The 24,997-nt window shown below is 50.9% G+C and carries 21 protein-coding genes, 1 tRNA gene and 1 pseudogene; 13 read left to right on the top strand and 10 right to left on the bottom strand.

Annotation, left to right across the window (positions count from 1 at the left end; translation table 11 throughout):
- Positions 1-171 precede the first annotated feature (171 nt).
- The 5 genes from ACEW8P_RS09360 to ACEW8P_RS09340 all read right to left on the bottom strand — a co-directional run bounded on the left by ACEW8P_RS09360 (position 172) and on the right by ACEW8P_RS09340 (position 3,184).
- Positions 172-603, bottom strand: a complete 432-nt coding sequence (locus ACEW8P_RS09360) for a transposase (protein WP_373512819.1) — start codon at positions 601-603, stop codon at positions 172-174.
- A gap of 213 nt (positions 604-816) precedes the next feature.
- A tRNA-Asn gene (locus ACEW8P_RS09355) sits at positions 817-890 on the bottom strand.
- 106 nt (positions 891-996) lie between these two features.
- Entirely contained in the window at positions 997-1,278 is a 282-nt protein-coding gene (locus ACEW8P_RS09350; protein ID WP_373512818.1) for a hypothetical protein, read from the bottom strand.
- 16 nt (positions 1,279-1,294) lie between these two features.
- The gene (gene rsmG, locus ACEW8P_RS09345; protein ID WP_373512817.1) at positions 1,295-1,930 is read right to left on the bottom strand and encodes a 16S rRNA (guanine(527)-N(7))-methyltransferase RsmG; all 636 of its coding nucleotides are present in this window, start codon (positions 1,928-1,930) and stop codon (positions 1,295-1,297) included.
- A gap of 105 nt (positions 1,931-2,035) precedes the next feature.
- Positions 2,036-3,184 carry a glycosyltransferase family 2 protein gene (locus ACEW8P_RS09340; RefSeq protein WP_373512816.1) on the bottom strand — a complete coding sequence of 383 codons (1,149 nt, stop codon included), beginning with the start codon at positions 3,182-3,184 and terminating at the stop codon, positions 2,036-2,038.
- Between the two features lie 107 nt (positions 3,185-3,291).
- On the opposite strand from ACEW8P_RS09340, the gene tgt reads away from it, so the two are divergent.
- The 7 genes from tgt (at position 3,292) to ACEW8P_RS09305 (ending at position 12,550) form a co-directional block, all read left to right on the top strand.
- On the top strand, positions 3,292-4,425 hold the full coding sequence (tgt, locus tag ACEW8P_RS09335; protein WP_373512815.1) for a tRNA guanosine(34) transglycosylase Tgt: 1,134 nt from the start codon (positions 3,292-3,294) through the stop codon (positions 4,423-4,425).
- A gap of 200 nt (positions 4,426-4,625) precedes the next feature.
- The gene (locus tag ACEW8P_RS09330; RefSeq protein ID WP_373512814.1) at positions 4,626-6,089 is read left to right on the top strand and encodes an OmpA family protein; all 1,464 of its coding nucleotides are present in this window, start codon (positions 4,626-4,628) and stop codon (positions 6,087-6,089) included.
- Positions 6,090-6,193: 104 nt separating this feature from the next.
- On the top strand, positions 6,194-7,303 hold the full coding sequence (gene glf, locus ACEW8P_RS09325) for a UDP-galactopyranose mutase (protein WP_373512813.1): 1,110 nt from the start codon (positions 6,194-6,196) through the stop codon (positions 7,301-7,303).
- Positions 7,304-7,391: 88 nt separating this feature from the next.
- On the top strand, positions 7,392-8,078 hold the full coding sequence (locus ACEW8P_RS09320) for a polysaccharide biosynthesis/export family protein (protein ID WP_373512812.1): 687 nt from the start codon (positions 7,392-7,394) through the stop codon (positions 8,076-8,078).
- A gap of 20 nt (positions 8,079-8,098) precedes the next feature.
- Positions 8,099-8,839, top strand: coding sequence for a tyrosine-protein phosphatase (locus ACEW8P_RS09315; RefSeq protein WP_373512811.1), 741 nt, complete (start codon positions 8,099-8,101; stop codon positions 8,837-8,839).
- Positions 8,823-11,264: a GumC family protein gene (locus ACEW8P_RS09310; protein ID WP_373512810.1), complete on the top strand. Its 2,442-nt coding sequence runs from the start codon at positions 8,823-8,825 to the stop codon at positions 11,262-11,264. The genes ACEW8P_RS09315 and ACEW8P_RS09310 overlap by 17 nt, the downstream gene beginning before the upstream one ends.
- Positions 11,265-11,365: 101 nt before the next feature.
- Positions 11,366-12,550, top strand: coding sequence for a hypothetical protein (locus ACEW8P_RS09305; protein WP_373512809.1), 1,185 nt, complete (start codon positions 11,366-11,368; stop codon positions 12,548-12,550).
- Between the two features lie 85 nt (positions 12,551-12,635).
- Here the strand turns inward: ACEW8P_RS09305 and ACEW8P_RS09300 are convergent, their stop codons facing one another.
- The 4 genes from ACEW8P_RS09300 to ACEW8P_RS09285 form a co-directional block, all read right to left on the bottom strand.
- The gene (locus tag ACEW8P_RS09300; protein WP_373512808.1) at positions 12,636-13,049 is read right to left on the bottom strand and encodes a VOC family protein; all 414 of its coding nucleotides are present in this window, start codon (positions 13,047-13,049) and stop codon (positions 12,636-12,638) included.
- Between the two features lie 20 nt (positions 13,050-13,069).
- A complete protein-coding gene (locus ACEW8P_RS09295) occupies positions 13,070-13,822 on the bottom strand; it encodes a succinate dehydrogenase/fumarate reductase iron-sulfur subunit (RefSeq protein WP_373512820.1) in 753 nt (250 codons plus the stop codon).
- Positions 13,823-13,938: 116 nt separating this feature from the next.
- Positions 13,939-15,927 carry a fumarate reductase/succinate dehydrogenase flavoprotein subunit gene (locus ACEW8P_RS09290; protein ID WP_373512807.1) on the bottom strand — a complete coding sequence of 663 codons (1,989 nt, stop codon included), beginning with the start codon at positions 15,925-15,927 and terminating at the stop codon, positions 13,939-13,941.
- 91 nt (positions 15,928-16,018) lie between these two features.
- Complete coding sequence (locus tag ACEW8P_RS09285; RefSeq protein ID WP_373512806.1) at positions 16,019-16,804, bottom strand: succinate dehydrogenase cytochrome b subunit; 786 nt, start codon at positions 16,802-16,804, stop codon at positions 16,019-16,021.
- A 271-nt stretch (positions 16,805-17,075) separates the two neighbouring features.
- Between ACEW8P_RS09285 and ACEW8P_RS09280 the strand changes: the two genes are divergently transcribed.
- Genes ACEW8P_RS09280 through ACEW8P_RS09265 form a run of 4 tightly spaced genes read left to right on the top strand, consistent with a single transcriptional unit; the run spans position 17,076 to position 21,291 of the window.
- Positions 17,076-19,973: a gliding motility-associated C-terminal domain-containing protein gene (locus ACEW8P_RS09280; protein WP_373512805.1), complete on the top strand. Its 2,898-nt coding sequence runs from the start codon at positions 17,076-17,078 to the stop codon at positions 19,971-19,973.
- Complete coding sequence (locus tag ACEW8P_RS09275) at positions 19,973-20,362, top strand: thiol-disulfide oxidoreductase DCC family protein (RefSeq protein WP_373512804.1); 390 nt, start codon at positions 19,973-19,975, stop codon at positions 20,360-20,362. Before ACEW8P_RS09280 ends, ACEW8P_RS09275 begins: the two co-directional genes overlap by 1 nt.
- Positions 20,363-20,395: 33 nt before the next feature.
- Entirely contained in the window at positions 20,396-20,710 is a 315-nt protein-coding gene (locus ACEW8P_RS09270) for a hypothetical protein (RefSeq protein ID WP_373512803.1), read from the top strand.
- Positions 20,665-21,291, top strand: a complete 627-nt coding sequence (locus tag ACEW8P_RS09265) for a nucleotidyl transferase AbiEii/AbiGii toxin family protein (protein ID WP_373512802.1) — start codon at positions 20,665-20,667, stop codon at positions 21,289-21,291. The genes ACEW8P_RS09270 and ACEW8P_RS09265 overlap by 46 nt, the downstream gene beginning before the upstream one ends.
- Before the next feature lie 4 nt (positions 21,292-21,295).
- On the opposite strand, the gene ACEW8P_RS09260 is transcribed toward ACEW8P_RS09265, so the two are convergent.
- Complete coding sequence (locus tag ACEW8P_RS09260) at positions 21,296-23,044, bottom strand: DUF4153 domain-containing protein (protein WP_373512801.1); 1,749 nt, start codon at positions 23,042-23,044, stop codon at positions 21,296-21,298.
- Between the two features lie 107 nt (positions 23,045-23,151).
- Between ACEW8P_RS09260 and ACEW8P_RS09255 the strand changes: the two genes are divergently transcribed.
- Together ACEW8P_RS09255 and ACEW8P_RS09250 are read left to right on the top strand one after the other, a co-directional pair.
- Positions 23,152-24,135, top strand: coding sequence for a hypothetical protein (locus tag ACEW8P_RS09255; RefSeq protein WP_373512800.1), 984 nt, complete (start codon positions 23,152-23,154; stop codon positions 24,133-24,135).
- Positions 24,136-24,289: 154 nt separating this feature from the next.
- A pseudogene (locus ACEW8P_RS09250) lies at positions 24,290-24,997 on the top strand (amidohydrolase); the annotation flags it as partial.

Raw genomic sequence — 24,997 nt, 5'->3', positions numbered from 1 at the left:
GATCGGATTGGCATGGAGTGTTTCGCGCGCCGCGGTGTGCGGGGTCTTCCGAAGGGAGATCCCCCAGTTCGGCGTAGTATTCCGCGCCGCATTGTGCTTATGTCTTCTAAAGGGAGACTGCGTACCACTCTAGTTCGGCGTAGTGTTCCGCGCCGCATTGTGCGTATATCCCTAGTTCGGCGTACCGACCAATGCTTTTAAAAAATTGTGCAGCGTTTTCAGGTGGAACTCCTTGCCCATCTGCTTTTCGAGGATCGCCTTGGCGTTGGCCAGTTTCTGGCGCTCGCTGCTGACGACCTGCCGTACCCGTTCAGCATCGGTCACCGCGTCGAAAGTGGACTTACGGCCCTGGCCCGGCGCGTTATATAGCACGTTAATGCCTTGCCCGGCGTAGCCCTCCTTGTAGCGCTTGATCCAACCATTGACCTGGTTTTGGCTGCGAATCTCGACAAGTTCGCATATGTCCCTGGTTTTCAGCCCTTGCGATTTAAGAACCACCATCCGACAGCGCTGGCGGAAGGCGTGGCTTTCGCCAGTCCGGTAATTGTGCCGCAGTTCAAAAAGTTGCTCAGCAGTTAGCTCGATTGTTAAAGTCCTGCCCATCTCAGATTATAAGTGAAAGAGGCACAAACTTAGATCAAAATTTTAAATAATATCAATTTAATCTTTCTTCATACTTAAAAAGAAATACAGTACAATTTCTATTATTCAATACAGACAAGCGCTAGTCTAGCCGTATTTTTTGGTGTAACACAAAATGTAACACCAAAAAAGCCTGACAGTCTATTGACTGTCAGGCTTTTCTTATTTTAGTTGCTCCCGAAGCTGGGCTCGAACCAGCGACCCTCTGATTAACAGTCAGATGCTCTAACCAACTGAGCTATTCGGGAGTATGCACACTTCAAAAACTCACCTAAACATCGGCGTTTTCCTGAATTGTGGGTGCAAATGTAAGTCCTTCCTCAAAACCACGCAAGCACGGCCCGGATTTTTTTATTAGCCCTGCACTTTTTCCAGTAGTAAGTCCTTGACTTTCCGTGCGTCGCCCTTGGTGAAATTTTTCATAATGATCTCAGCCCGCATTCGGGGAATGACACGAATCGTTGAAAAAAAGACACCTGAGTCGATCTCCACGCCGGAGATGTCGTTGTAGAAAACAAAATTGTCAGTACTGTTGAGGGCTTTACGAACCTTAAAGGTTACGCCTTTTTCGCCGAAGGTAATTTCGTCAGGGAACATGGGATTCATCATGCCGCTGGCTCGGAATTTCTCATTCATGGGATAGGGGTTGCCGCTAGTTTTTAGTAGACAAAGGTACATAAACTACCTTCTTGGTCTCAAAAAAATCTTCCTCAAATGAGCCGGCAAGATCGAAGATTTTTACTCGCCGCTTATATTCGCGAATCTCCTCGTCCAGGTCGCCGCCTTTCAGGCAGAGGATTCCGTTTTTGAGATCGTGGAAGGAATTGGGACTAATACCGTGCCGTACCCACTCCACAAACGGAGCCAACCGCGTGACGGCCCGACTCAGCACAAACTCGTAGTTGGCACGCTCAACGTATTCGGCGCGAGCCTTTTCGGCCACTACGTTGGGCAGCTTCAGGGCATCGGTCACTTCCTGTACTACCTTTATCTTCTTACCGATGCTGTCGATCAAGTGAAAATGCGCCTGCGGAAACAAAATCGCCAGCGGAATGCCGGGAAAACCCCCGCCCGTCCCTACGTCCAGAATCGTGGTACCGGGCCGAAACTGGATGACCTTCGCAATACCCAGCGAATGCAGCACGTGTCGCTCGTAGAGCGCGTCGATATCCTTCCGCGAAATGACGTTGATCTGTGCGTTCCAGAAAGCGTAAAGCTCCCGCAACTGTCCAAACTGCTCCCGCTGCCGCTCGGTCAAGTCGGGAAAGTACTTTAAGATTATGTCCAATTTTTGTTTATGTGTTAATTTGAGAAATTGCGCTTGTAAGTAGCTACTTCCGTTTGTCGCTTTGGAATTCTGTCACTCCTTGTCATTCTAAGCGTAGCCGAGGAATTACCGCCACGTCACCTTCTTTTTTCGTCGCGAGAGTACTAGCCCACTCATACTTACATAATAGACAAAAAACGTGAGATCCATTGGAACGAAACTAAACCATGAGAGGGTGCGGTCAAGCCGTCTGTTTATGGCCTGCAAAACGATAGTCTGCACCAGCCAGCGCAGCGCAAAGGCACCGCCAAGGATTTGTAATACAAACCAATCCTGCCAAAATAATCCCCAAGCCAGAGTTGAAAGTCCCACCACCCAGACGCCGACATGCGACGCCGACATAAGTCCGAGCCGGATTTTATTGCTTGATCGGTAATGTTTTCCCACTGACAAATGTCGCTTTTTCTGCGTTAGCCAGCTTGTCCAGGTAGTTTTCGGAAAAGAATAGACGAAGGAGTCGGGATTCAGGTCAATGGCAGTGTTGGTACGGGTAGCTGCCTGATTCATGAAAAGGTCGTCGTCGCCACCCACAACGTGCTTATGTTGGTAAAAACCTTTATGTTGAAAGAACAAGTCGGTTCGGTACATAAGGTTTCGACCCACGCCCATGTAAGGCCGCTGGGCGAGTGCCAACGACAGGTATTGAACGGCTGTGTAGAACGTTTCACAGCGAATGAACCAGTTGAGCAGACCAGCTTCCTTATAATAAGGAGAAAAGCCCAGCACAATTTCCTTGTCTTCGCTCAGCTGTGAGGCCATTCCGGCAATCCAGTGATGGCTGGCGGGGCGACAATCGGCGTCGGTTAGCAGAGCTACGGGGTAGCGGGCGTGCTTCATGCCCACAGTCAAGGCATATTTCTTGGGCGTAATGTGCGGATATTCGGTCTCGATCCTAACCGAGCGAACGTGCGGCCAACGCGTGGCATTTTCGTTCAGAAAATCTTCGGTGCCATCGTGGGAACGATCATCAAGAACAATAACTTCGAACTCGGGGTATTCCTGGGCGTTGAGTAGCGGAAGAAGTTCGTTGAGATTTTCTAATTCGTTCCAGGCACAAACCAGCACCGTGACTCCAGGCGGCGATCCGTCAGGCGGCGATCCATTACCGTCTGAGATTTCCTGTTGATAATTAGCCAGTCGGACAAAGACAAACAGGTAGTAGAAAAGCTGTACGATAAGGAACACGCCGAGGAGGGCAAGTAGAGCTTCGATCACGCGGCAAAAGGGTAGTTATAGAGGGGTTTTCGGCAAATATACGTTCATTGCCAGCAATGTTTGCCGGCTTAGCCGTATTTTTGCCGCCCGTCAAGCAGGATAGACCCATGAAATTTACGCTCCAAAGTCAGGATCCCCACACAAAAGCCCGGACGGGCTTGCTTGAAACTGCGCACGGCAGCATTCAAACGCCCATCTTCATGCCCGTCGGAACAGCGGGGACGGTCAAGGCGGTGCATCAGCGCGAGCTGCGGGACGACGTGAAGGCTCAAATTATCTTGGGGAATACCTACCACCTTTTTCTCCGTCCGGGTCTCGATGTTATCGAGAAGGCAGGTGGCCTACACCGTTTCAATGGCTGGGAAGGGCCAATTTTGACCGATAGCGGTGGCTACCAAGTCTATTCTCTAGCGGGAACAGGACGAAAGATTAAAGAGCAGGGTGTAGAATTCCGTTCCCACATCGACGGGTCACTCCACAATTTCACACCCGAAGGTGTGGTGGATATTCAGCGTCAAATCGGAGCCGACATCATTATGGCTTTCGACGAATGTACCCCCTATCCATGCGAGTACGATTACGCCAGGAAGTCGATGGAGATGACTCACCGCTGGCTACAGCGCTGCTGCGACCGCTTCGACGCCACTGAGGGGCACTATGGCTACTCCCAAACTCTCTTTCCAATCGTCCAGGGCAGTGTCTATAAGGACCTTAGGGTGAAGTCAGCCGAAACCATCGCTGCCGCCGGACGTGAAGGAAATGCAATTGGTGGCCTGTCGGTGGGTGAACCCGCCGAGATTATGTACGAACTGGCGGAGGTAGTTTGCGATATCTTGCCCCGTGACAAGCCTCGCTATCTGATGGGTGTTGGTACGCCAGCCGACATTCTGGAAGGCATTGCCGTGGGCGTAGATATGTTCGATTGTGTGATGCCCACCCGCAATGCGCGGAATGGTATGCTTTTTACAACCGAAGGCATAATTAATATTCGTAACCTGAAATGGCAAGACGATTTCAGCCCAATTGACAAAAATTTGGGCGGGCATGTCAGTAGTTTCTATACGAAGGCTTACCTTCGCCACCTCATCCGATCAAATGAGATGTTAGGAGCGCAGATTGCCAGTATTCATAATCTTACCTTTTATTTATGGCTGGTAGGAGAGGCAAGGCGCAAGATTAAACTCGGCGAATTCGGTGTCTGGAAAGATGAAACAATAAAAAAAGTAATGCAAAGACTTTGAAAAATTCTAATCATCCCCTTTTTTAGGAAGAAAATTAGAATTCTCCCATATTTATTCCAGTTTTAGAGCAGTCTGGTAGTTGGTTAACTCATTTAGTTACCATACTTTTGTTGCCAACTGGAAAGAACGGATAAGCCGAAGAGAGAGAATAAAAACGGAAGAAGAATCCTTGTTAATCAAATAACGCAATTTTTTATAGTATGAAAAAAGTATCCCTGTTAATCGGTTCGCTCGTTTTGGGATCGATGCTGGCCCTCCCCCTGAGCGCCCAGTATGTGCAGCAGACGCAGCCCAATTCACCAGACTACAACCCCAAGGCTACCTATGAGGGTCCTTACAAGTTGAATACCTGGTCGATTGGTGTCCACGTCGCCCCTACTCTGTTTTTCGGAGATTTAAGGGAGTACGACTTTTTTCCCGTATCCGGCAATACTAGTGATACACATAGCGAATGGGGCACTTTCGAGGGAGGTATAACCATCGGTAAGCAACTTTCTTATCTGTTTGGTTTGCGCGGCGACGTGTCATTGGGCAACCTGACGGGTATGAAGCGGCGGAATTATTTTCGATACTTCAAGACTAATTACGTGGATGCCAGCATTGCGGGTACGGTTAACTTGAAAGGCTTGTTACTTGGTCCCACCAAAATGAAGCACTGGAAGGTCGATGCTTACGCTGGATTTGGTATGATGTGGTACAATGCTACTGCCTATGATCTTACTGGTGGCGTGGAACTGCGAAACACCGGAGCTACCAACGACTGGATAATTCCCGTGGGACTCGCGGTTAACTACGAACTTACCAAGCGATTGGACTTAGGTCTCGATTTCCGTTTGAACAATGTGAATTCCGACTTTGTGGACGCAACGTATGGTGGCGACTACTCACGGAGTACGGCGGACGGGTTTCGTTTCGATCAACTACCCACAGCTCACAAGGGAAACTCAGCTCTTGATAAATATGGTTTTGGTGCTATCGCGCTTACCTACAAACTCGGTAAAAACCCGTTGCGCGTAAGTAAAGTAGACGGTAAGTACACTTACGATCCCGATCAGGGTGGTTATTACCACCTACGCTACACTGACCCTCGTTTGTTGGTGAAGCCACCAAGGATTTTGACCATGGACGAAATGGATTCAGTGGCCAAGGCTAACCGTCCTAAGGATATCGATCCACGATTGTTGCTTGATACGGATGGTGACGGCGTATCCGACTTCTTCGATAAAGAGCCTAATTCACCCGCCGGTAGCGTTGTGGACGGTAGCGGCCGCGTGATCGACTTCGATCAATATGTGAAAAATGCTCTGGCCAACGGTGCCGCTTGTAATGAGATATTCGCCAACGTGATGTTCGAAACAGATAAGAATGAAATCAAGCCTGAGTATCGCGAAATGCTGAACAATGTAGCCACGCTGATGAACCGTTCCGGTTGTCGTCTACAGCTGGCTGGTCACGCTGACCGCCGTGCTTCTGACCGCTACAACATGGCTCTATCGCGCCGTCGAGTGGATGCTGTTCGTGATTACCTGGTTAACGAAGGCGGTTTGAAAGACCAAAGTAAAGTGGTTGTGGACTACTTCGGTTCCTTTAAGCCCATTGCCGATGGTGCTACTACCCAAGGACTGATGAAGAACCGCCGCGTGGAATTGCGCCTGATGCCATAAAGGCACACTAATACACTATAAGTAGAAAGGCTCCCCTCGGGGAGCCTTTTTTCGTAGTGATTCGTTAGCTTTGTGACTTTCGAAAATCCAACATATATCCATCAATGAACAAGTACGATTATTTGATCGTAGGAGCCGGGCCATGGGGCAGCGTGTTTGCGCACGAAGCTACCAAGCGCGGCAAAAAGTGTCTTGTGATCGACCGTCGCCCTCATGCGGGTGGTAACACTTATTGCGAAGACGTAGAGGGAATCAACGTCCACGCCTACGGAGCACACATCTTTCACACCAACGATAAGGCTATTTGGGACTACGTGAATTCGTTCGTAGAATTTAACCGTTACACCAATTCCCCGGTAGCTAACTACAAGGGTGAACTTTATAATTTGCCTTTCAATATGAATACGTTCTACCAGCTCTGGGGCGTAACGACACCGGAAGAAGCTAAGGCTAAGATTGCTGAGCAGGTAAGGGAAGCCGGCATTACCGATCCGCAAAACCTTGAAGAGCAGGCCATTTCGCTGGTGGGTACCGATATGTACCAAAAACTCATCAAAGCTTACACCGAAAAACAATGGGGCCGGGCAGCGGCCGAACTGCCCTCCTTTATCATCAAGCGGCTCCCCGTACGCTTCACTTTTGACAATAATTATTTTAACGATCGTTATCAGGGCATTCCCATCGGGGGCTACAACAAGCTGACTGAAGGATTGCTAAAAGGCGTCGAGGTACGGCTGGGTGTCGATTTTACCGAAAAGCGCGAGGAGTTATCTCAACTGGCGGATAGGGTAGTCTATACGGGTAAAATCGACGAATATTTCGACTTTCGCTTTGGAGCGCTGGAATACAGGAGTCTTCGTTTCGATCACCAAACCCTGGATACGGATAATTTCCAGGGCAATGCAGTGGTCAACTATACCGATGCCGAAACACCCTTCACGCGCATTATCGAACATAAGCATTTTGAGTTCGGCACCCAGCCCAAGACCGTTGTGACCCGCGAATATCCGCAGGAGTGGAGTGAGGGAGCGGAACCATACTACCCCATTAACGATACTAAGAACGATACGCTTTATCGCCAATACAAAGCGCTGGCCGAAGCGGAAGAGAAGGTCATTTTTGGGGGACGATTGGCTGAATATCGCTATTACGATATGCACCAGGTAATCGGTTCGGCGTTAAAGAAGGTGCGGGATCACTTCATGGATCAATAACATTTAAATGAGAAAGGGGTTCGCTGTATTGTTGGTATGTGTAAGCACGTTGTTGTTGGCTTCCTGTCGAAGCCAGAAGCCGGCTCCCGTGTTGAATACCCAAACGCTGAATCCAGCAGTTTCTGTAGTAAATAAGGGAATATACAGGATCAAGGCGGGGGATAAGCTCCTGATCCGCAACCTCAACTGGTCGTCGGAACTGTTTCCTGATCCCAACCAGATGGCAACAGCGGATGGAGCGGGAGCTGGCTACAAAGCCGTAGTCCGAACGGACGGAAATATTAGCTTACCTGAACTCGGACTAGTTCCAGTAGCGGGGCGCACGAGGCAGGCCGTAGCCGACACGCTGGCAACGCTCTATCAAGACCTCCGTAATCCGCTCTTCGAGGTATCCATTACTAGCCTTCGCGTGAATGTGTTGGGGTCGGTCAATACGCAGGGAATCGTACTACTCGAAAAGGATTTCCTGACTTTGGGAGAAATCCTGGCCCAATCGGGTGGAATCAATTACAGCGAAGCCAGCAACGTCATTCAGATAATAAGAAGTGAGGGAACTCAACAACAGGTTATCGAATACGATTTTCAGGATTTGGGTAACCCGTTGATTATGAATCAAAACATATACGACAATGATATTGTATACGTTCCACCTTCGCGCGGCTCCATTCGCAGCGTTAAGTACCAGCGCGCCCTGGTATTGGCTCAGCCGATAATCACCGCGCTGAACCTGACGTTGATTGTCATTAATTTTATCAGACTCCGTCCTAACCCATGACTTTGCCTAGATTCGCAAAAATGGCTGGCGTCGTAGAAAGTGGGCCTTACTTGGAAAAAATAGGTGCTGACCTGCACATTCATGTGCTGCCGGGCATTGACGACGGCTCGCCAACATTGGAAGAGAGCCTGAAAATATTAGCCGCACACCACACTGCTGGCATCAAGCGCATCATCGCCACGCCGCACATCCGAGCTGCCATGTTTCCCAATGATCGGCAGACCATCCATACCGCCTGGAAACGGCTGAATGAGGCTGCCGCCAATCGCTGGCCAGATCTGACGCTCACCTACGCCGCCGAACATTTCGGCGACGATTACCTGATGACGCTACTGGAAAAGGAACAGATACTCCCGCTATTCGACCGCTATGTGCTGGTAGAAACTTCTATGCGCACCGAAGAGCCGTATTTTACTCAGGTGCTCAAAGCCCTGATCGATCATGACTGGCAGCCCGTACTGGCGCATCCCGAGCGTTACCGTCCCTGGCAACAACGTCCCGAGCGTTACGCCGAGCTACAAGAAATGGGCGTCATTTTTCAAGTAAATCTTCTGTCGCTGGGCGGACAGTACGGCCAGACTGAGAAACTACTCGCCCAACAGATGATCCGACAGGGCCTGATCGGGGCCGTAGGTACAGATTTGCACCGGGCCAATCAATACGCTTATTTGCAAAGGGCTACCCGTACCCCGGAATTTGAGATGTTGTGCGATCGCCCTCTTTTGAACCACCTGGTACCTGACCATGCGGCAAGAAACTGACAGTGCTCTTTTCGAGCAACTCCTTGGTGACTCGGAGTCCATCGACTTCAAGAAACTCATTCGAGTATTCTTAAGCCGCTGGTGGTGGATTGTGGCCGCAGTGCTGCTGGCAGGGGCACTGTGTTTTCTCTATCTGAAATTCGTAACGCCACAGTACGTCGGCATGGTCACGCTAAAGTACCTAGACAAGCAATCGGAATTGGATGGACTGAGCGGCTCGCAGCCTACGTTCATTCTTGGCGCCAGTAGTCCGGATTATCTAACGGAAAAGTTCAACGTTCGCTCTCCGGAGGTAGTACAGAACACCTTAACGAGGATGAATAATCCCTTCACCTATTACCGGGTAAAGGACTTGCGGCGGATTGATGTTTATCCCGCCCTTCCTCTTGAGTTGGAAGTACTGGACTACGATCCCAGCCAATACCGACATGGTACTTTCGTTTTGGATGAAGACCTGACGCTTCGCTATCAGACCGCCGAATTGGTAAGCCGTCCGCTCAAATTGGTACGTCGAGCCGTGGTGACTTTGCCGGGACTGGTTTTTAGAATAAAGGAAATCAACACGGCTCCTGGCTACGCGTTTGAGTTTACCTACAATGATCCCGCCCGGCTGGTCAATGCCTTTGTGTGGCGCATCGATATGGAAGAAACTGAAGATCAAATGCCCGTGATGGATCTCACATTCAGATATCACAACAAGGCTTACACCGAAGATTTTCTGGCGAACCTGGTGGAAGCGTACCGTGACTTCGACCTTCGTCAAAAACAGCAGTCCTCAGATCTCACAATCGGTTTTATCAACGAACAGGTGGAAATCTACTCGGGCTATCTGAAAGAGTCCGCTCGCGAGTTGGAACTTTTCAAACAGAAAAACCAACTACTGGATGTCAGTACGTCGGCGTTGGAAATCACCTCAAAAGTCCGTGAACTGGAACAGCGCAAAAATGAGCTGGAAATCCAAAAGTCTTACATCGACATGTTGGAAGCGAACATGGGTCGTACTTTCGAAACCATCGAGTATCTATCGGTGGGTCTTGATGGGACCACCGATGGCGTGCTAGTGGGACTGCTGCAGGCTTTTAACGAAATCATCACTCAGCGTAAGCAACTCCTGCTAAAATATAGCCCCAATTCGGCGGCGGTGAAGAACCTGGATGAGCAACTCGTGAAGTACCGCAGTCAGATTCTGGATAACATTCGCTTGCAAAACCAAAAGAACAATCGGACGCTTAAAATTCTGAACGACAACTTGGCGACTCTCAAAGGCCGGTTTAGTAAGATTCCGGCTTTAGAAAAAAACTTCATCTACTTGCAAAGCGATTTCGAGGTAAATAAAAACATCTATTCGCTACTGCTCAACAAGGAAATTGAGTCTTCCATCGTCAAGGCTGGAATGCTGCCATCTTTTACGGTCATCACCCAGTTTGATACCGATAAGGTTTCGCCCATCGCGTGGCGGATCATTCTGCTGTTCATATTCGGCGGACTAGTTTTGGGAATTGGATCCGTGCTGTTGGCGCGGTCGCTCAACAGTACCTTCACCGATATCAGTAAGATAGCTCAGCACCCGCGTGTAAGTATGTTAGGGTTGGTGCATAGTTTTTCAGAAAAAACTACAAATACTAATCGCGATTTGACCAATTTTCTCGATGACCGCACCGTTTTCACCGAGTCGCTGAGCGCCCTCCGTACCCGTCTAAGCTTTGCCAAATCATCTTTGGAAGATGGTAGGGCGGACGAAGGAAAGTTGATTTTGGTCACTTCGGAGCGGGCCGGGGAGGGCAAATCGTTCGTGACGGTTAACTTAGCCCTCTCTTTTACCAAAATTGGCAAGCGAGTGATCATTATCGGGGCCGACTTGCGAAAGTCTAAAATTCACTTGTATTTCAATCCTGAACAAACACCCGGCCTGAGTGAATTTTTACAAAAACCGGAGCAAGTCAGCCAGGCTATCTACGCTTCCGTCATTGAGAATCTCGACTACGTACCCGCCGGATTTGCCCCCTTCAATCCCGCCGAACTTTTACAAAAACCCGCGCTCGACGACCTATTGGATTACTGCCGAAAAAACTACGATTACATACTGCTGGATACCGCCCCGGTCGGGCTGGTAGCCGATAATGTGCCACTGCTGCGACAAAGCGACCATGTACTGTTCATTGTTCGGTGGCTTTTCTCTAATCAGGAGGCTTACCATCTAGCGGGACAACTTGCCGATGAATATGAGTTGAAAGAGGTAAAAGTGGTGGTAAACGACTTCTATCCAGATAATTTACACAGCAGACTGACCTCCGGTAATAGTCAATACAGCTCCGGGTATAGTAGCAACTACCAGTATGGCTATGCGTACAAAGACGATGGCTATCTGGCTGACTCACGCTCAGGTTGGAAAAAGAAGTTGGGGAAAGCATTTAGCAAAAAGTAAACTACCCCGCCACTCAATAATTTCCTGGCGCGAGGGACTGTCCCGGCTAATCTACTGTCGGATGGTACCTTGAGGTAAAGCCGCTATCAAAATTCACAGACATGAAACTACTCGAAGTCGGCGATGACTCATTTCGGCGCAGCGAATTCCTACAACTTCCGGTACGGATTTATCGCAAAAACCCTTATTGGATCCGTCCGCTTGATACAGACATTGAGGACATTTTCGATCCTGAAAAAAATAAACTGTTCCAGCATGGTGAATGCGTGCGTTGGCTGGCCGTAGATCATAGCGAGCAGACAGTAGGCCGCGTGGCGGCGTTTATCAACCAAAAAACCGTCTACGAAGGCAACGAACAACCCACGGGTGGCATGGGTTTCTTCGAGTGCGCTAACGATGACCGCGTGGCCAAGCTGCTCTTCGATTCCTGCCGAGACTGGCTGACCGAGCGCGGCATGGAGGCGATGGAAGGACCAATCAACTTTGGGGAACGCGACAGCCATTGGGGCCTGCTGGTGGAAGGCTACGAAAAGGAACCCACCTACGGCATGGATTACCATATGCCTTATTACCGGGCGTTGTTTGAGGATTACGGTTTTCAGAACTACATCGAGCAGTACACCTACTACCTGCCCATGCGCGAGGAAGACGTGCGACCGATGCTGCACCCGGCGGTATTTCATCGGGCCGAGAAGATTTACGCCACGCCCGGCTACGATTTCAGACACGTCAAAAAAAGCGAACTAGAAAAATTCGCGGAAGATTTTCGGGTGATTTACAATAAGGCCTGGGCCGCCCATCAGGGAACGAGCGATATAAGCGTGGAGCAGTCGAAGGGAATAATGAACCGCATGAGGCCGATTCTGGAAGAGGAGCTGATGTGGTTCGGCTACTACGAAGACCAGCCCATGTCGTTTTTCATTATGCTACCCGAACTGAACCAGATTTTCAAGCACGTCAACGGCAAGCTGGATTGGCTCGGGAAATTGAAGTTTTTTTACCACAAACTGATGAAGACCAATCACAAGGCATTCGGCGTTATTTTCGGCGTCATCCCTGAATTCCAAAAAAAAGGGATCGAGTCAGCCATCGCACTGGCCTACTCCAAAGTCTGCTGGAAGCCCGGCTACCAATACACTGACCTAGAGTTGAACTGGATTGGTGATTTTAATCCTAAGATGCTCAATTATGCTAAAATGTTAGGCGGTACTATTGTCAAGAAGCACATCACCTACCGCTATCTCTTCGATTCAACTAAGGAATTCAAGCGCCATCCGATTATATAGCAGGGCAGCGTGTTTCACTGGGTACTTGTTGAATACAAAAAGAGCCTCCGCTATAAAGGAAGGCTCTTTTTGTAAATTTTATTTGCTAAATCGGAAGAGCTTTATTCTTTTCGTTCGGTTCGAGCAAATCCCATAGATTACCGTACAAATCTTCAAATACCGCTACTCTCCCGTATTCCTCATCTCTCGGTGGACGTACAAACTTGATTTGCCGCGCTACCATTTTGTCAAAGTCTCTTTGAAAATTATCGGTAAATAAAAAGAGAAAAACCCGTCCTCCCGTTTGGTTTCCAATACTATCAACTTGTCGCTCATTAGCTGCCTTTGCCAGCAACAGACAGCATTCCTTCGCACCGGGAGGGGTCACCAGTACCCATCGCTTTTCTTCGCTCAGTTTTGTGTCTTCGATAAGTTCGAAATCTAACTTATTAGTATAGAAATCAATGGCTTCGTCATAGTCTCTAACTACCAGGGCTATGTGGGCTATTCTTTGGGTCATGGGGAGTTTTAAGCAGACTCCTACACCCGGCTCGAAGTCAGTTTCGCCCCCAAGTACTCGCGATTCATCCGGGCGATATTCTCCATAGAAATTTCCTTCGGACATTCGGCAGAACAAGCTCCAGTGTTGGTACAGGCTCCAAAACCTTCGGAGTCCATTTGCGCTACCATTTTCTCGGCGCGTAGCTTCCGTTCGGCCTGACCTTGCGGCAACAGGGCAAGCTGCGAAATCTTAGCCGAGGTGAATAGCATGGCTGAAGCATTCTTGCAAGCCGCCACGCAGGCTCCACAACCAATGCAGGCTGCAGCCATGAAGGCCTCGTCGGCGTTTTCCTTGGCAATCGGCATGCTGTTGGCATCCTGCGCATTGCCCGTGTTGATCGACACGAAACCACCCGCCGAAATGATACGGTCGAACGACGAGCGATCCACGACCAAATCTTTCATTACCGGGAATGCTACCGCCCGCCACGGTTCCACGACGATGGTATCGCCATCACTGAACGAGCGCATGTGCAACTGACAAGTCGCTACGCCCGTGAGCGGACCGTGTGGGCGGCCGTTGATGTGCATTGAACACGAACCACAAATACCCTCGCGGCAATCGTGGTCGAAGGCGATGGGTTCCTTATTATCATGAATGAGTTGCTCGTTCAGGATGTCGAACATCTCCAAGAAGGACATATCCGGTGAAATGCCTTCCAGAGCGTAGGTTTCGAGGCTTCCCTCACTGTCTTTATTTTTCTGCCGCCACACTTTCAGCGTGAGGCTCATGTTTTCTGATGACATAAATTTTGGGGTTAACGGTCAAGGGTTAAAAGGTCAATGGTGGATGCTGCTTCCATTTGAAATACCCTTCAACTCATAAACTCATAAACTTTGAACTCCTCTTACTTATAGCTGCGCTGCGCGATTTTGATATTCTCGTATTCCAGTTCTTCCTTGTGGAGTTGCCAATCGCTTACGTCTTTGTACTCCCAGGCTGAGACGTACATGTAGTTTTCGTCATCGCGGGTGGCTTCTCCTTCTTCAGTTTGGTACTCCTCGCGGAAGTGTCCACCGCAGGATTCGTTACGATCAAGGGCATCTTGACACATGAGTTCGCCTAATTCGATGAAGTCAGCGACGCGGCTGGCTTTATCCAGTTCAGGGTTTAACTCATCGGCGCTGCCCATCACACGCACATCTTCCCAGAACCGCTTGCGCAAGTCCCTGATTTCGGTGATAGCACTTTGCAAATCCTTAGCATTACGGGCCATGCCGCATTTGTCCCACATGATCTTGCCCAACTCCCGGTGGAAATGCTCGGGGGAAGTATGGCCCTGCACCGTGAGTAGTTTGGTGATTCTATCCTTCACATCTTTCTCAGCCTGGATAAAGGCTTCGTGGTCGGTCGGGATTTCTCCGGTGCGGATCTCGCCTGCTAAGTACGAACCAACCGTGTAGGGAATCACAAAGTACCCGTCGGCCAGGCCCTGCATGAGGGCTGAAGCCCCGAGGCGGTTAGCCCCGTGATCAGAGAAATTGGCCTCGCCTAAGGCATAAAGGCCCGGCACGGTAGTCATCAGGTTGTAGTCAACCCACAGGCCACCCATCGTGTAGTGCACGGCGGGATAAATCCGCATAGGCACTTCGTAGGGATCCTCGCCAGTGATTTGCTTATACATATCGAAAAGATTGCCGTACTTTTCTTTCACCACATCCTTACCCATCTCCCGAATCTGCTCGTCCGTAGGATTGGCGATGTTGTTCTTGTTCGCTTCGCCCTGGCCATAGCGGTCAATGGCTGAGGCGTAGTCTAGGTAAACGGCCATCTTGGATGGGCCTACACCGTAGCCCGCGTCGCAGCGTTCCTTGGCGGCGCGCGACGCGATGTCGCGGGGCACCAAGTTCCCGAAGGCCGGGTAGCGGCGCTCGAGGTAGTAGTCGCGCTCAGCCTCGGGGATGTCATTGCCTGGGCGGTTGTCGTTTTGTTTTTTAGGCACCCAAATGCGTCCGTCGTTCCGCAATGATTCTGACATCAGCGTCAGTTTCGACTGGTGTTCGCCGGAAACGGGAATGCAGGTCGGGTGAATTTGCGTAAAGCAAGGGTTGCCAAAGTAGGCTCCCCGGCGGTGGGCTTTCCAGGCAGCGGTTACGTTGCAGCCCATCGCGTTGGTCGAGAGATAGAACACGTTACCGTAACCGCCCGAGCAAAGCAGCACCGCGTGACCGGAATGCCGCTCAATTTCGCCCGTAACCAGGTTACGGGCGATGATGCCACGGCACTTGCCGTCAATTTTGACCACATCCAGCATTTCGTGACGCGTGTACATTTGCACCGCGCCGATACCGATCTGTCGTTGCAACGCCGAATACGCACCCAGCAAAAGTTGCTGACCCGTTTGCCCGGCTGCGTAGAATGTGCGCTGAACCTGTACTCCGCCGAAGGAGCGATTGGAAAGCAGTCCGCCGTACTCACGGGCGAAGGGCACACCCTGCGCCACGCATTGGTCGATAATGCTGCCTGATACCTCGGACAAGCGGTAAACATTGGCTTCGCGCGAGCGGTAGTCGCCGCCTTTGACTGTGTCGTAGAAAAGCCGGTAGATTGAGTCGCCGTCGTTCTGGTAGTTCTTGGCAGCGTTGATGCCGCCCTGCGCGGCGATGGAATGCGCCCGGCGCGGCGAATCCTGAAAGCAGAATGCCTTGACCTTATAACCCATTTCGGCCAGCGAAGCCGCTGCTGAAGCCCCGGCCAGGCCCGTGCCGACCACGATCACCTCAATGCGGCGCTTATTGGAAGGGTTCACCAGCGGAACCGACGACTTATACTTGGTCCATTTATCTTCGATCGGACCAGCGGGGATTTTAGAATCCAGTTTGGGGGAAGTTGACATATTGCTCTTGAAATAGTTTTCAAGTTGACAGTTGACAGTGGACGGTGGACAATGAATAACTGTCAACTGTCAACTGTCCATTGTCAACTAATCAAAGTTGTTTTAGAAAGAAGTAGATCGGCATGGCAGCGAAGGCGACGGGGATGATGATGGCGAACACCCATACGCCCAAGAAATTGAATATCGGATTGTACTTGGGGTGGTTTGCCCCCAGTGTTTGCCAGGCCGAGCGGAAACCGTGTACGAGGTGGAACGACACCGCCGCCATACTTAGCACGTAGAAAAATACCAGCAGCGGATTAGCAAACGAAGCCTCCGCTTCTTGATATAGATCCTTCACAATGACCGTCTTACTCTTGTTGTCGTCGCTCAGTCGCTCTTCGATTTTGCTGTTGAGCATAAAACCATCGGGCATCTGCCGGGTATCGATGATCGTACCTTCCGACAAGTCGATCGTGTATTCCTTGAAAGGGAGGTGTCCAAACTTGTACTCGTACCAGAAATCGCCCATGTGTACCACGAGATAAACCAACAGAACTGTACCCAGAATTCCCATATTGCGGCTCGCCCAGGTACTTTGGTTGTTAACTTTGGCGTAGGTTCGGCTTCGTGCTTTGCGATTCATATAGACCAGGTAAAAGCCATCAAAGGCATGAATCAGGATAAGGGCATATAGACCATAGGAAATTGTCTTGATAAAGGGATTTGTGGTCATGAACACCGTGTAGGTATTGAAAGCAAGCCCTTGATCAGGCTTGAAAAGCTGTAGGTTGCCAACCATATGAACAATCAGGAAAGTACATAGAAAAAGGCCCGTGAGAGCCATAATCAGTTTCTTGCCAATAGAACTGGATAACGTTTGGGTAAGCCACGACATAGTAGAACGTGTTGGATTTTGGATTAAATGTAGGTTGTTGCCTTAACCTGCCAAAGGTACGCGACAAAGGATTCCGACACAATAAAAGCCATTTCATTTTGTTGGAAAGACAATTATTTATAATGATTTTAAGTTTTTCGGGCTATTGTGTAGTTTCAACCTTTTGTACAAAAAAAATGTTTGCCCCCTAGCCATTCTGAAAAGGCTTTACACCGATTTTTCTTTCTTTTTCGTTCAAGTCTATACTCAATCAGACAAGTAGCCCTAATTCATGCGATCGACTATACGCCCGATACTCTTTTTCTTCCTGCTCCTCCTCGCCGCCACCCAGGCTCGCGCCACCCACGTACGGGCGGGTGAAATCACCGCCAAACGCATTTCCACGACTTCCCTGACCTACGAAATTACGTTCACGGGCTATTTCGACCTGGAAAATGGTAAGGCCGCCGCCGACGCGCAAACGGACGTCAAATTTTTCGTCGGAACCGTAGGGCCGATCAGCGTTCCGCGTAAGCAGCCCATTGCCAATATTGGTAACAACACGACCAAGAACGAATATACCTTCGTTTACACCTTTCCGGCACCGGGTCGTTTCAATATCTCGACAAACCTTGACAATCGCAATAATAACGTTCTCAACATCGGCCCTAAGCCTACGCAGGAACTTAGCTTTTACGTAAAAAGTACCCTGGTCATCAACGCTAGCCTGGGCCAGAACCGGACGCCCGTCATGCTCAATGCGCCGATTGACCTAGCTGCCGTAGGGCAGCGATATATTCACAACCCCGGTGCCTACGATGCTGATGGCGACAGCCTGGCGTATCGGATTGTGACGCCCCAGGAAGGGGGAGACAACAATCCCGAAGGGAAAAATGTCCAGTACGTCGATCCCAACAAAGTGCAGCCGCTGGGGCCGACCGAGAACGGTGCCTTTCCCTCTACTTTCAGTATGAATCCCATCACGGGCGACCTGGTTTGGGATGCGCCCTTTGTGCCAGGATTCTATAACGTAGCTTTCATCGTGGAAGAATGGCGTAACGGGGTCAAAATCGGGGAGATCACCCGAGACATGCAGATTATTGTGGTGGAAGCCAATAACGATAGGCCAAAGCTCGACTCCATTCCCGACCTCTGCGTGGAGGCCGGGACGCTCATCCAGCAGGCCATTAGGGCGGTGGATAAAAATGGAGACCCACTCACCATCACAACCAATGGTGGCGTGTATAACAACGGTTTGATCGATCCGCAGTTGGCGCAGTTCATCGCTGCCTCGCCAAATCCGGCGGGTCAGGCCAGTGGCGTGTTCCGCTGGCAGACGGGCTGTAATCACATCCGACCGGAGGCATACAGTGTGCTTTTTAAAGTGGAAGACAGTCCTCGAGTCGGTTTCCCCAATCCCAGCCTATTCCGTAAACTAGCCGATATAAGAACATTCCGAATAAGAGTGTACGGCCCTCGGCCTAAGAATGTACAGGCCACCGCCACGACCGACGCAGGAGGGAAGGCTTTCCGCGTAACATGGGACCCCTACGCCTGCCAGATTCCGGGGACGCAGATTGTGGTGTACCGTAAGGAAGGATGTTCCGACTATCAACCCGATCCGTGCAGTCCCGGCTTGCCCGTGACGCTGGGCTATACCGAGGTGGGACGCGTCCCCGTAACTGCGACCAGCTTTCTGGATAGCAGCAGCGTCAACCCGTTGCGACGCGGGGTGAAGTACAGCTACCGCTTGGTGGCGGAGTTCCCGCGCCCCGGTGCGCTTATCACTGAGCCAGGTTATCTTAACGGCGGCGGCACGAGTTTGCCCTCCGCTGAGTTCTGCCTGGACTTGCCGCTCTTGGTACCGGTTATCACTAACGTGACAGTAGATTCGACCAGCACGACTCGCGGGCAGATTACGGTAAAATGGACGCGCCCCATTGGTTTAAATCCTAGCCAAATAAACGGCTCTTCGCAGTATCGGCTCTCTCGCGCCGAAGGATTGAATGGCACCAATTTTACATTGATTACCACCGTTAACACCCTTCTCGAACCCGGTAAGGCAGACACGATTTTTGTGGATAAAGGTCTTAATACTACCGCCAACGCCTACCGCTATCAGTTGGAGTATTTCTTTACCAACGCTAACGGGACACTCGAAAAACTGGACACCAGCGAACCCGCAAGCAGCGTCCGACTGACCCAGGGAAGGGCCGAATCGAAGATTGTGCAACTGGAATGGACGGCCAATGTACCATGGAACAACAACAATCAGCGCCACCGCGTCTATCGCGAGGTACGCGGCAAGCCAGATACTTACAATCAGATCGCCGAGGTCGCCGTGCAGGATCCACGTACTTTTGTGTACCAGGATGATGGTACTGACAAATACGCTCTCGATGGAACGGTTAACGTTACGCTATCTGCCGACTCCGTTTATTGCTACCGCGTCGAAACGGTAGGTACTTATGGCAACGACCGCATCAAGCCTGCGGTTCTGCTCAATTTCTCGCAGAAAATCTGCGCCGTACCCATCGATACCATCAAACCTTGTCCGCCCGTGCTGAGCCTCGACACGCTGGATTGCAGCACGATTGCGCCCGATGCTTACTGCAACCAGACTACTTTCACCAATAACCTGTCGTGGGTCTATCCGGCCAAGAGCGCTCAGGGTAACGACTGCGACCCGAATATCGTGGAGTACCGAATATACTACGCGCGCTTCGCCGACGAAACCCCGACCCTGCTCGCGTCCGTCTTGCCGCCGCCTACCCCACCTGCCACTACTTACGCCCATACCGGACTCAGTTCGTTTGCAGGCTGCTACTACGTGACGGCCGTGAACCGCTTCGGCAATGAAAGTGCGCCGAGTAACCTGGTCTGTAAGGATAACTGTCCGCAGTTCGTGCTGCCCAACGTCTTCACGCCAAATAATGATGGCAAGAACGACACCTTCCAGCCGTTGAATTGTCCCAGTTTCGTAGAAACCGTGACATTCACGGTATTTAATCGTTGGGGCGTAAAGGTCTTTGAGACTACCGACGCCAACATTAATTGGGATGGTACATCCAGCAGCGGCCAGGCCTTGCCCGCCGGACAGTACTTCTACGAGGCTTCTGTCACCTTCCAGTCAGTAGTGCGGCCCGGCCAGCCTGTAACGCTGAAAGGCTGGGTACAACTGCTGCGCTGATGAACGTGGTGTACTTCGACGGCGTCTGCAACCTGTGCAATGCCGCCGTCAACTTTTTAATCGATAGAGACTCCGAAGGAAAGCTCAAATTCGCGTCGCTGCAGTCTGCTTCGGGAGAAGAAGTACTGGCGCGGTTCAATCTGCCGGAACAGGACTACGATAGTTTTATTCTTTTGAAAGATGGGCAGCTATTCCAAAAGTCCGATGCGGCGCTGGAAGTAGTCAAACTACTGGGCGGTGGTTGGTCGTTGCTGTACGCTTTCAGAGTAATTCCCCGCGACTGGCGCGACTGGCTTTACACCAAAATAGCCCAAAACCGATACCGCTGGTTCGGCAAGCGCGATCAATGCCGTTTGCCCACGCCGGAGTTGCGGGAGCGGTTTGTTTGATTTCAAATGAGTGAATATACGGTTCACCGCGCGATGAATGATAGAATAAAAATAAAACCTCACCCACAAATTGCTGAACGTCTTTTTTGGGATATTAATACGGAGAATCTGGATTTTCAGAAAGATCGGCTTTACGTCATCGACCGCATTATGAACTACGGCGGCTGGAATGATTTTCTTGAGGTGCTGCGGTATTACGGCGAGGAGGTCATTCGTACAGAAATTGTGCGTTCTTCCTATTTAAAAAAAGATGTCCTCAACTTCATCTGCTTTTATTTCGATCTGAAACCCACCGATTTTAAATGCTACACGCGAAGGCAGTCGCACCCCGAACTCTGGGACTTCTGAAACGGCTGATGCAGCTTCCGGCTCTGGATCAGTTTGTTTTGGTCGGCGGTACCAATTTGGCTTTGCGCTTCGGACATCGCCTTAGCGTTGACTTCGACCTGTTTTCCTGCGAAACTTTCGATCCTGAGTTGCTGTACGCCGAAATTCGGGAATCTATGCCCGAGACAGAGTTTCTTGCCTCTAACCCAAATATGCTTTTTCTTTTCATAGAAAATATAAAAACAGATTTAGTGCGGCTACCTTTTCCTTATATCGCCCCTGTGGAAACCGTTGAGGAAATCCGTCTGGCCTCCGTCCCCGATATTGTGGCTATGAAACTTTCGGCCATTTCACAGCGGGGTGTAAAAAAAGATTTTTGGGACATAGCAGAGTTGCTGGATCATTATTCGATCGGTGAGATGCTCGATTTTTTTCGAGAAAAATACGGTCAGCGGGATGTTTTCTATGTGCTGCGATCCCTGGTGTATTTTGGAGATGCAGAAGCACAAGCTGATCCTGACCTATTGGAGAAAACTACCTGGGAGGAAGTGAAGGACAAGATGCAGACAGCCGTGAGATCTTATGTCCGAGAGCAAGCTTAGAATTTCACTCCTTCCCCAGCAACACACCTTTATAAGAATAAAACTTTCCGCCTCGCGTCACATTGTTCAACTCTATACGCACCTCCGGCTGGCTGAAAACCAATAGCTCAGGTTTGATTTCATAGACATTAGGACCGTATTGCTGCTCGATCTCGGCCACGCGGGCGGCAATGTCCCAGGTAGCAACCTCCCGGCCATTTTTTGAAACGATAAGCTTCGCACCCTGATTCGCCGCCTCAATTTTCCATTGCCCTCGCTCATGTGAGGCGTCGCCGTAAAGGTCGAAAACTACCAGATAATCATAGCCTCGAATATCAGTACCATATATAATGTCGCCGCCCGACACGGCGAAGCGTACGCTGCCGTTCGACTTTGCTTGCGGGGATTTTGAATTAATGGCCTCCCGAAGCTGCTTTTCCAGGCTGGCCGCCACCACGCTTTCGTCTCTGGTTTCGGGCGCAGCCGGAAAATAGGGAAGTAGCGTGGTGATCTCGTGGCGATTATTAAAATATCGAACGCCCGACACCAGACGATCGTAGTCCTCGACGGGCAGCGTAGCGTTGCCCGCTAGTTTGCCATTGGCATTCAATAATTTGTAATTTTCCAGAAGTCCTCCAAACCGCTCGGCCTGATTCTGCCGCGAGTAGGCGAAGATGCTCCACGGTCCCACCGCCAGCGCGAAACTCGCCACGCAAAGCGAGAGCGGAATCCAGCGGATGTCGTCTTTTCTACTAATCAAAAAGTAAATGGAAATTCCCGTGAGCCACACGGCCAAGGCCGCCACGAGGTACCGGTTTTCGGTAACGCCGTACTCGCCGATGCGACGAAAAATGGCCACACCCAGCAGCACGATGAGTGGAAAAAGGGCGAGATAAAACCAGCGGGTGAAGATTCTGATCCAGCGCTCCTCGGCGCTGTCGCGGATAGGATAGAGGAGAAGCAGAGCAAAGATTCCCGCTACTGAAAAAGCCATAACCAGATAGGCTACACCGCCTTCGGGCAGCTGCCACTGCAGCAGAATTTTGCCCGAATAAACGTACAGAATCAGTAGATAAACCACTTCCAGCGGCAGCAGTACGTATTGCGTGAAAAGCTTCACGCCGCGTGAGTAAGCTCGCTGCTCCTCCAAAGTATCCAGTTGGGCCGGGAAGCCGTTGAGGAAAAACAGTGTGTGGAAAAAACCGCCGATAAGCACGAAAAGGTCAAGTTCGATCTTGGTGGAATAGGTCACGTCGAACAGGAAGCGGACAGTTTCGACCGCTATAATTATTCCTATATACAACGTCCCAGCGTAGAGCGTGGCGGTCAGGAATTGCAGCAGCATAGTTTTATTGAACTGCCAAAAGCCATTCGGTTCGTCGTAGCCCACGAAGGGCGCGAATGAAACCAGCAAATGCGCGCTGACCAGAAACATTCCGAAGCGGTAGTAGTCGCGCTGAATGGGACTGGGGCTGATGGTTAAGTAGTAGCCAGCTAACAAAACCACTACGCCAAACGCGCCCGCTGCCAGTATGCCGGCACTCCACTTGCGCCGCTCGGCCACCAAATGCAGACTCAAGAACAGCGGTAACGTCAGGAAAAGTACCAGCGCCAACCTGATGTAGAGTTGGTAATCGGGCGCAGTGGCGGGACTTTCGACCAGGAAACAAAGCACTACGGCCTTTAAAGCTGCCACCAGAACTACTAGTGGAAACCGCCGGATAACCCGTTCAATGCCGTAAGTGAGGTTTTTTATTGAAGGAAATCGGAGCATATTTTTTTGTGGGTGTGGCCAAAACTACGCGAATCTACCACATCTTTCCAAGCAATAGCCCCTTACCTTTGTCGTTAATTGGCAACGAAATCACCCAACGCTCCCGCATGAAATCTACCTCCGCCCTTTTTCTCCTGCTCTTTATCGCAATCACCACTTCCACTCAGGCGCAGCAACTTGGCCTCAGTCGCCTTTTTTATCCCAACGCCACACTCAGCGCCAATTACGTCGTCCCGACCAATTCTGCCACTACGCCCAATTTCGGTCTGACGCGCACGAGCTTTCTGGGCATCATTCCGGTACAGAGCGAAGTGCAGGGGAGTGTTAGTTTGAAAAAGAAATTTGACCTGCGGGCCGTGCATACCGTGCTCATTGGGCAGTACACGCAGTTGCAGCCCACCATCGAAGGCACAAATTTTCCCGACAATGGCTACAAGACAGTTTCGCTGGGCGCGATTCGGATGCAGGCGAGTATAAAAGATAGACTGTGGGTCTATGGTGCGGCCATCGGCATGACAGAATCTAACGAAACTATTTTCACGCCGCAGCCTTTCCTGTGGGGCGGCGCGGCGCGGATGCGAATCATCGGCCTGCGTAGTCAAATAATCTACGGCTCCATTTTGACCTACAACCAAAAACTGCGCTTCGTTCCGGTCTTTGGCATCAATCAGCGGCTGGGCAAGCAATGGCGGGCCACCGCTCTGCTGCCCTTTATGGTCGATGTCAACTACCACCCGACCAAATGGTTCAGCATGGATGCGCTGGCGGGGGTGAACGGCTACAGCGGCGGCTTTCAGGTGCAGACCGCCGAGGAAAAACTACTTCGCCGTCAGAACTACCAGCACGTTAAGTTGGGCCTGTCGGCCAATCTGCACCTGTTGACCGTATTCAACATTTCCGCCGAGGCGGGCGTGGCGGGTTTCCGGCAGTTGCGCACCTTTAACGGTGCCCGGGAAAACCTGACTTCCTCCACGCCGCCCTTCGCGCCTTACCTGGGCGTAAGCGTCCGTTACCTGACGTCGCGCTCGAAGTTTTCGTCTAAGTTTATTGGTAAGTTCGGACTAGGCGACAAAGGTTCGGTGAATTTTTGATTACGTTTGTTGTAGAGACGCGATTTATCGCGTCTAATCGCGCGCCAGCCCACAGGCGAAATCCGCACTAAGCCTCTAACTATCAATAGTTTTCACAATTCGCTTGACTACGCTAGACGCGATAAATCGCGTCTCTACAATAGTCCAATCTATTATGATAAGACGTTTCCTCCTCCCGCTCTGCGTTTTCTCCGTCTTTCTTGTCAATGCCCAAATCACTGACGCCCCCGCTCGCGCTGAGGGCGATGGTCCTTACGACCGGCTCATCATTCGCGGCGTTACGCTCATCAACAGTACAGGTGCGCCGCCGATTGGCCCGGTAGATATTGTGGTGGAGAAAAATCGGATCAAATCTATTAATCAGGTCGGCAACCCCGGCGTACCCATCGACCCGAAGCGCCGTCCCGAAGCTAAAGCGGGCGACAAGGAACTCGACTGTACGGGCATGTACCTCATGCCGGGCCTCATTGACATGCACGGCCACATCGGTGGCAAAGCGCAGGGTACCCCCTCGGAGTACGTTTTTAAACTGTGGATGGCCCACGGTATCACTACCATTCGCGACCCGTCGGCGGGTAACGGCCTGGATTGGGTACTTGAGCACAAGAATAAAAGCCAGGAAAACAAGATTACCGCCCCGCGCATCCTGGCGTATACTGCCTTCGGCATGGGCGCCAAGGAGCCTATCTCCACACCTGAACAAGCCCGCGACTGGGTGCGGCAAAACGCCAAGAACGGGGCCGACGGCATCAAGTTTTTCGGGGCCGAGCCAGAGATTTTCAAAGCCGCTTTAGATGAAAATAAGAAACTGGGCCTGCGCTCGGCCTGTCACCACGCGCAGCTGGAAGTCGCCCGCATGAAT

Origin of the sequence: Persicitalea sp. (genome assembly GCF_041751555.1) — a bacterium.
Taxonomy (GTDB): Bacteria; Bacteroidota; Bacteroidia; order Cytophagales; family Spirosomataceae; genus Persicitalea.
This window is presented reverse-complemented; position numbering and strand designations above follow the sequence as displayed.

Excerpts from the sequence above, each read along its gene's own strand:
- ACEW8P_RS09305 (WP_373512809.1), top strand. The coding sequence starts at position 11,366 with ATGAAACTACTCGAAGTCGGCGATGACTCATTTCGGCGCAGCGAATTC.
- ACEW8P_RS09260 (WP_373512801.1), bottom strand. The coding sequence starts at position 23,044 with ATGCTCCGATTTCCTTCAATAAAAAACCTCACTTACGGCATTGAACGG.
- ACEW8P_RS09315 (WP_373512811.1), top strand. The coding sequence starts at position 8,099 with ATGGCTGGCGTCGTAGAAAGTGGGCCTTACTTGGAAAAAATAGGTGCT.
- tgt (WP_373512815.1), top strand. The coding sequence starts at position 3,292 with ATGAAATTTACGCTCCAAAGTCAGGATCCCCACACAAAAGCCCGGACG.
- ACEW8P_RS09290 (WP_373512807.1), bottom strand. The coding sequence starts at position 15,927 with ATGTCAACTTCCCCCAAACTGGATTCTAAAATCCCCGCTGGTCCGATC.
- ACEW8P_RS09270 (WP_373512803.1), top strand. The coding sequence starts at position 20,396 with ATGAATGATAGAATAAAAATAAAACCTCACCCACAAATTGCTGAACGT.
- ACEW8P_RS09330 (WP_373512814.1), top strand. The coding sequence starts at position 4,626 with ATGAAAAAAGTATCCCTGTTAATCGGTTCGCTCGTTTTGGGATCGATG.
- glf (WP_373512813.1), top strand. The coding sequence starts at position 6,194 with ATGAACAAGTACGATTATTTGATCGTAGGAGCCGGGCCATGGGGCAGC.
- ACEW8P_RS09300 (WP_373512808.1), bottom strand. The coding sequence starts at position 13,049 with ATGACCCAAAGAATAGCCCACATAGCCCTGGTAGTTAGAGACTATGAC.
- ACEW8P_RS09360 (WP_373512819.1), bottom strand. The coding sequence starts at position 603 with ATGGGCAGGACTTTAACAATCGAGCTAACTGCTGAGCAACTTTTTGAA.
- ACEW8P_RS09295 (WP_373512820.1), bottom strand. The coding sequence starts at position 13,822 with ATGAGCCTCACGCTGAAAGTGTGGCGGCAGAAAAATAAAGACAGTGAG.
- ACEW8P_RS09280 (WP_373512805.1), top strand. The coding sequence starts at position 17,076 with ATGCGATCGACTATACGCCCGATACTCTTTTTCTTCCTGCTCCTCCTC.
- ACEW8P_RS09255 (WP_373512800.1), top strand. The coding sequence starts at position 23,152 with ATGAAATCTACCTCCGCCCTTTTTCTCCTGCTCTTTATCGCAATCACC.
- ACEW8P_RS09275 (WP_373512804.1), top strand. The coding sequence starts at position 19,973 with ATGAACGTGGTGTACTTCGACGGCGTCTGCAACCTGTGCAATGCCGCC.
- ACEW8P_RS09350 (WP_373512818.1), bottom strand. The coding sequence starts at position 1,278 with ATGAATGAGAAATTCCGAGCCAGCGGCATGATGAATCCCATGTTCCCT.
- ACEW8P_RS09285 (WP_373512806.1), bottom strand. The coding sequence starts at position 16,804 with ATGTCGTGGCTTACCCAAACGTTATCCAGTTCTATTGGCAAGAAACTG.
- ACEW8P_RS09310 (WP_373512810.1), top strand. The coding sequence starts at position 8,823 with ATGCGGCAAGAAACTGACAGTGCTCTTTTCGAGCAACTCCTTGGTGAC.
- ACEW8P_RS09265 (WP_373512802.1), top strand. The coding sequence starts at position 20,665 with ATGCTACACGCGAAGGCAGTCGCACCCCGAACTCTGGGACTTCTGAAA.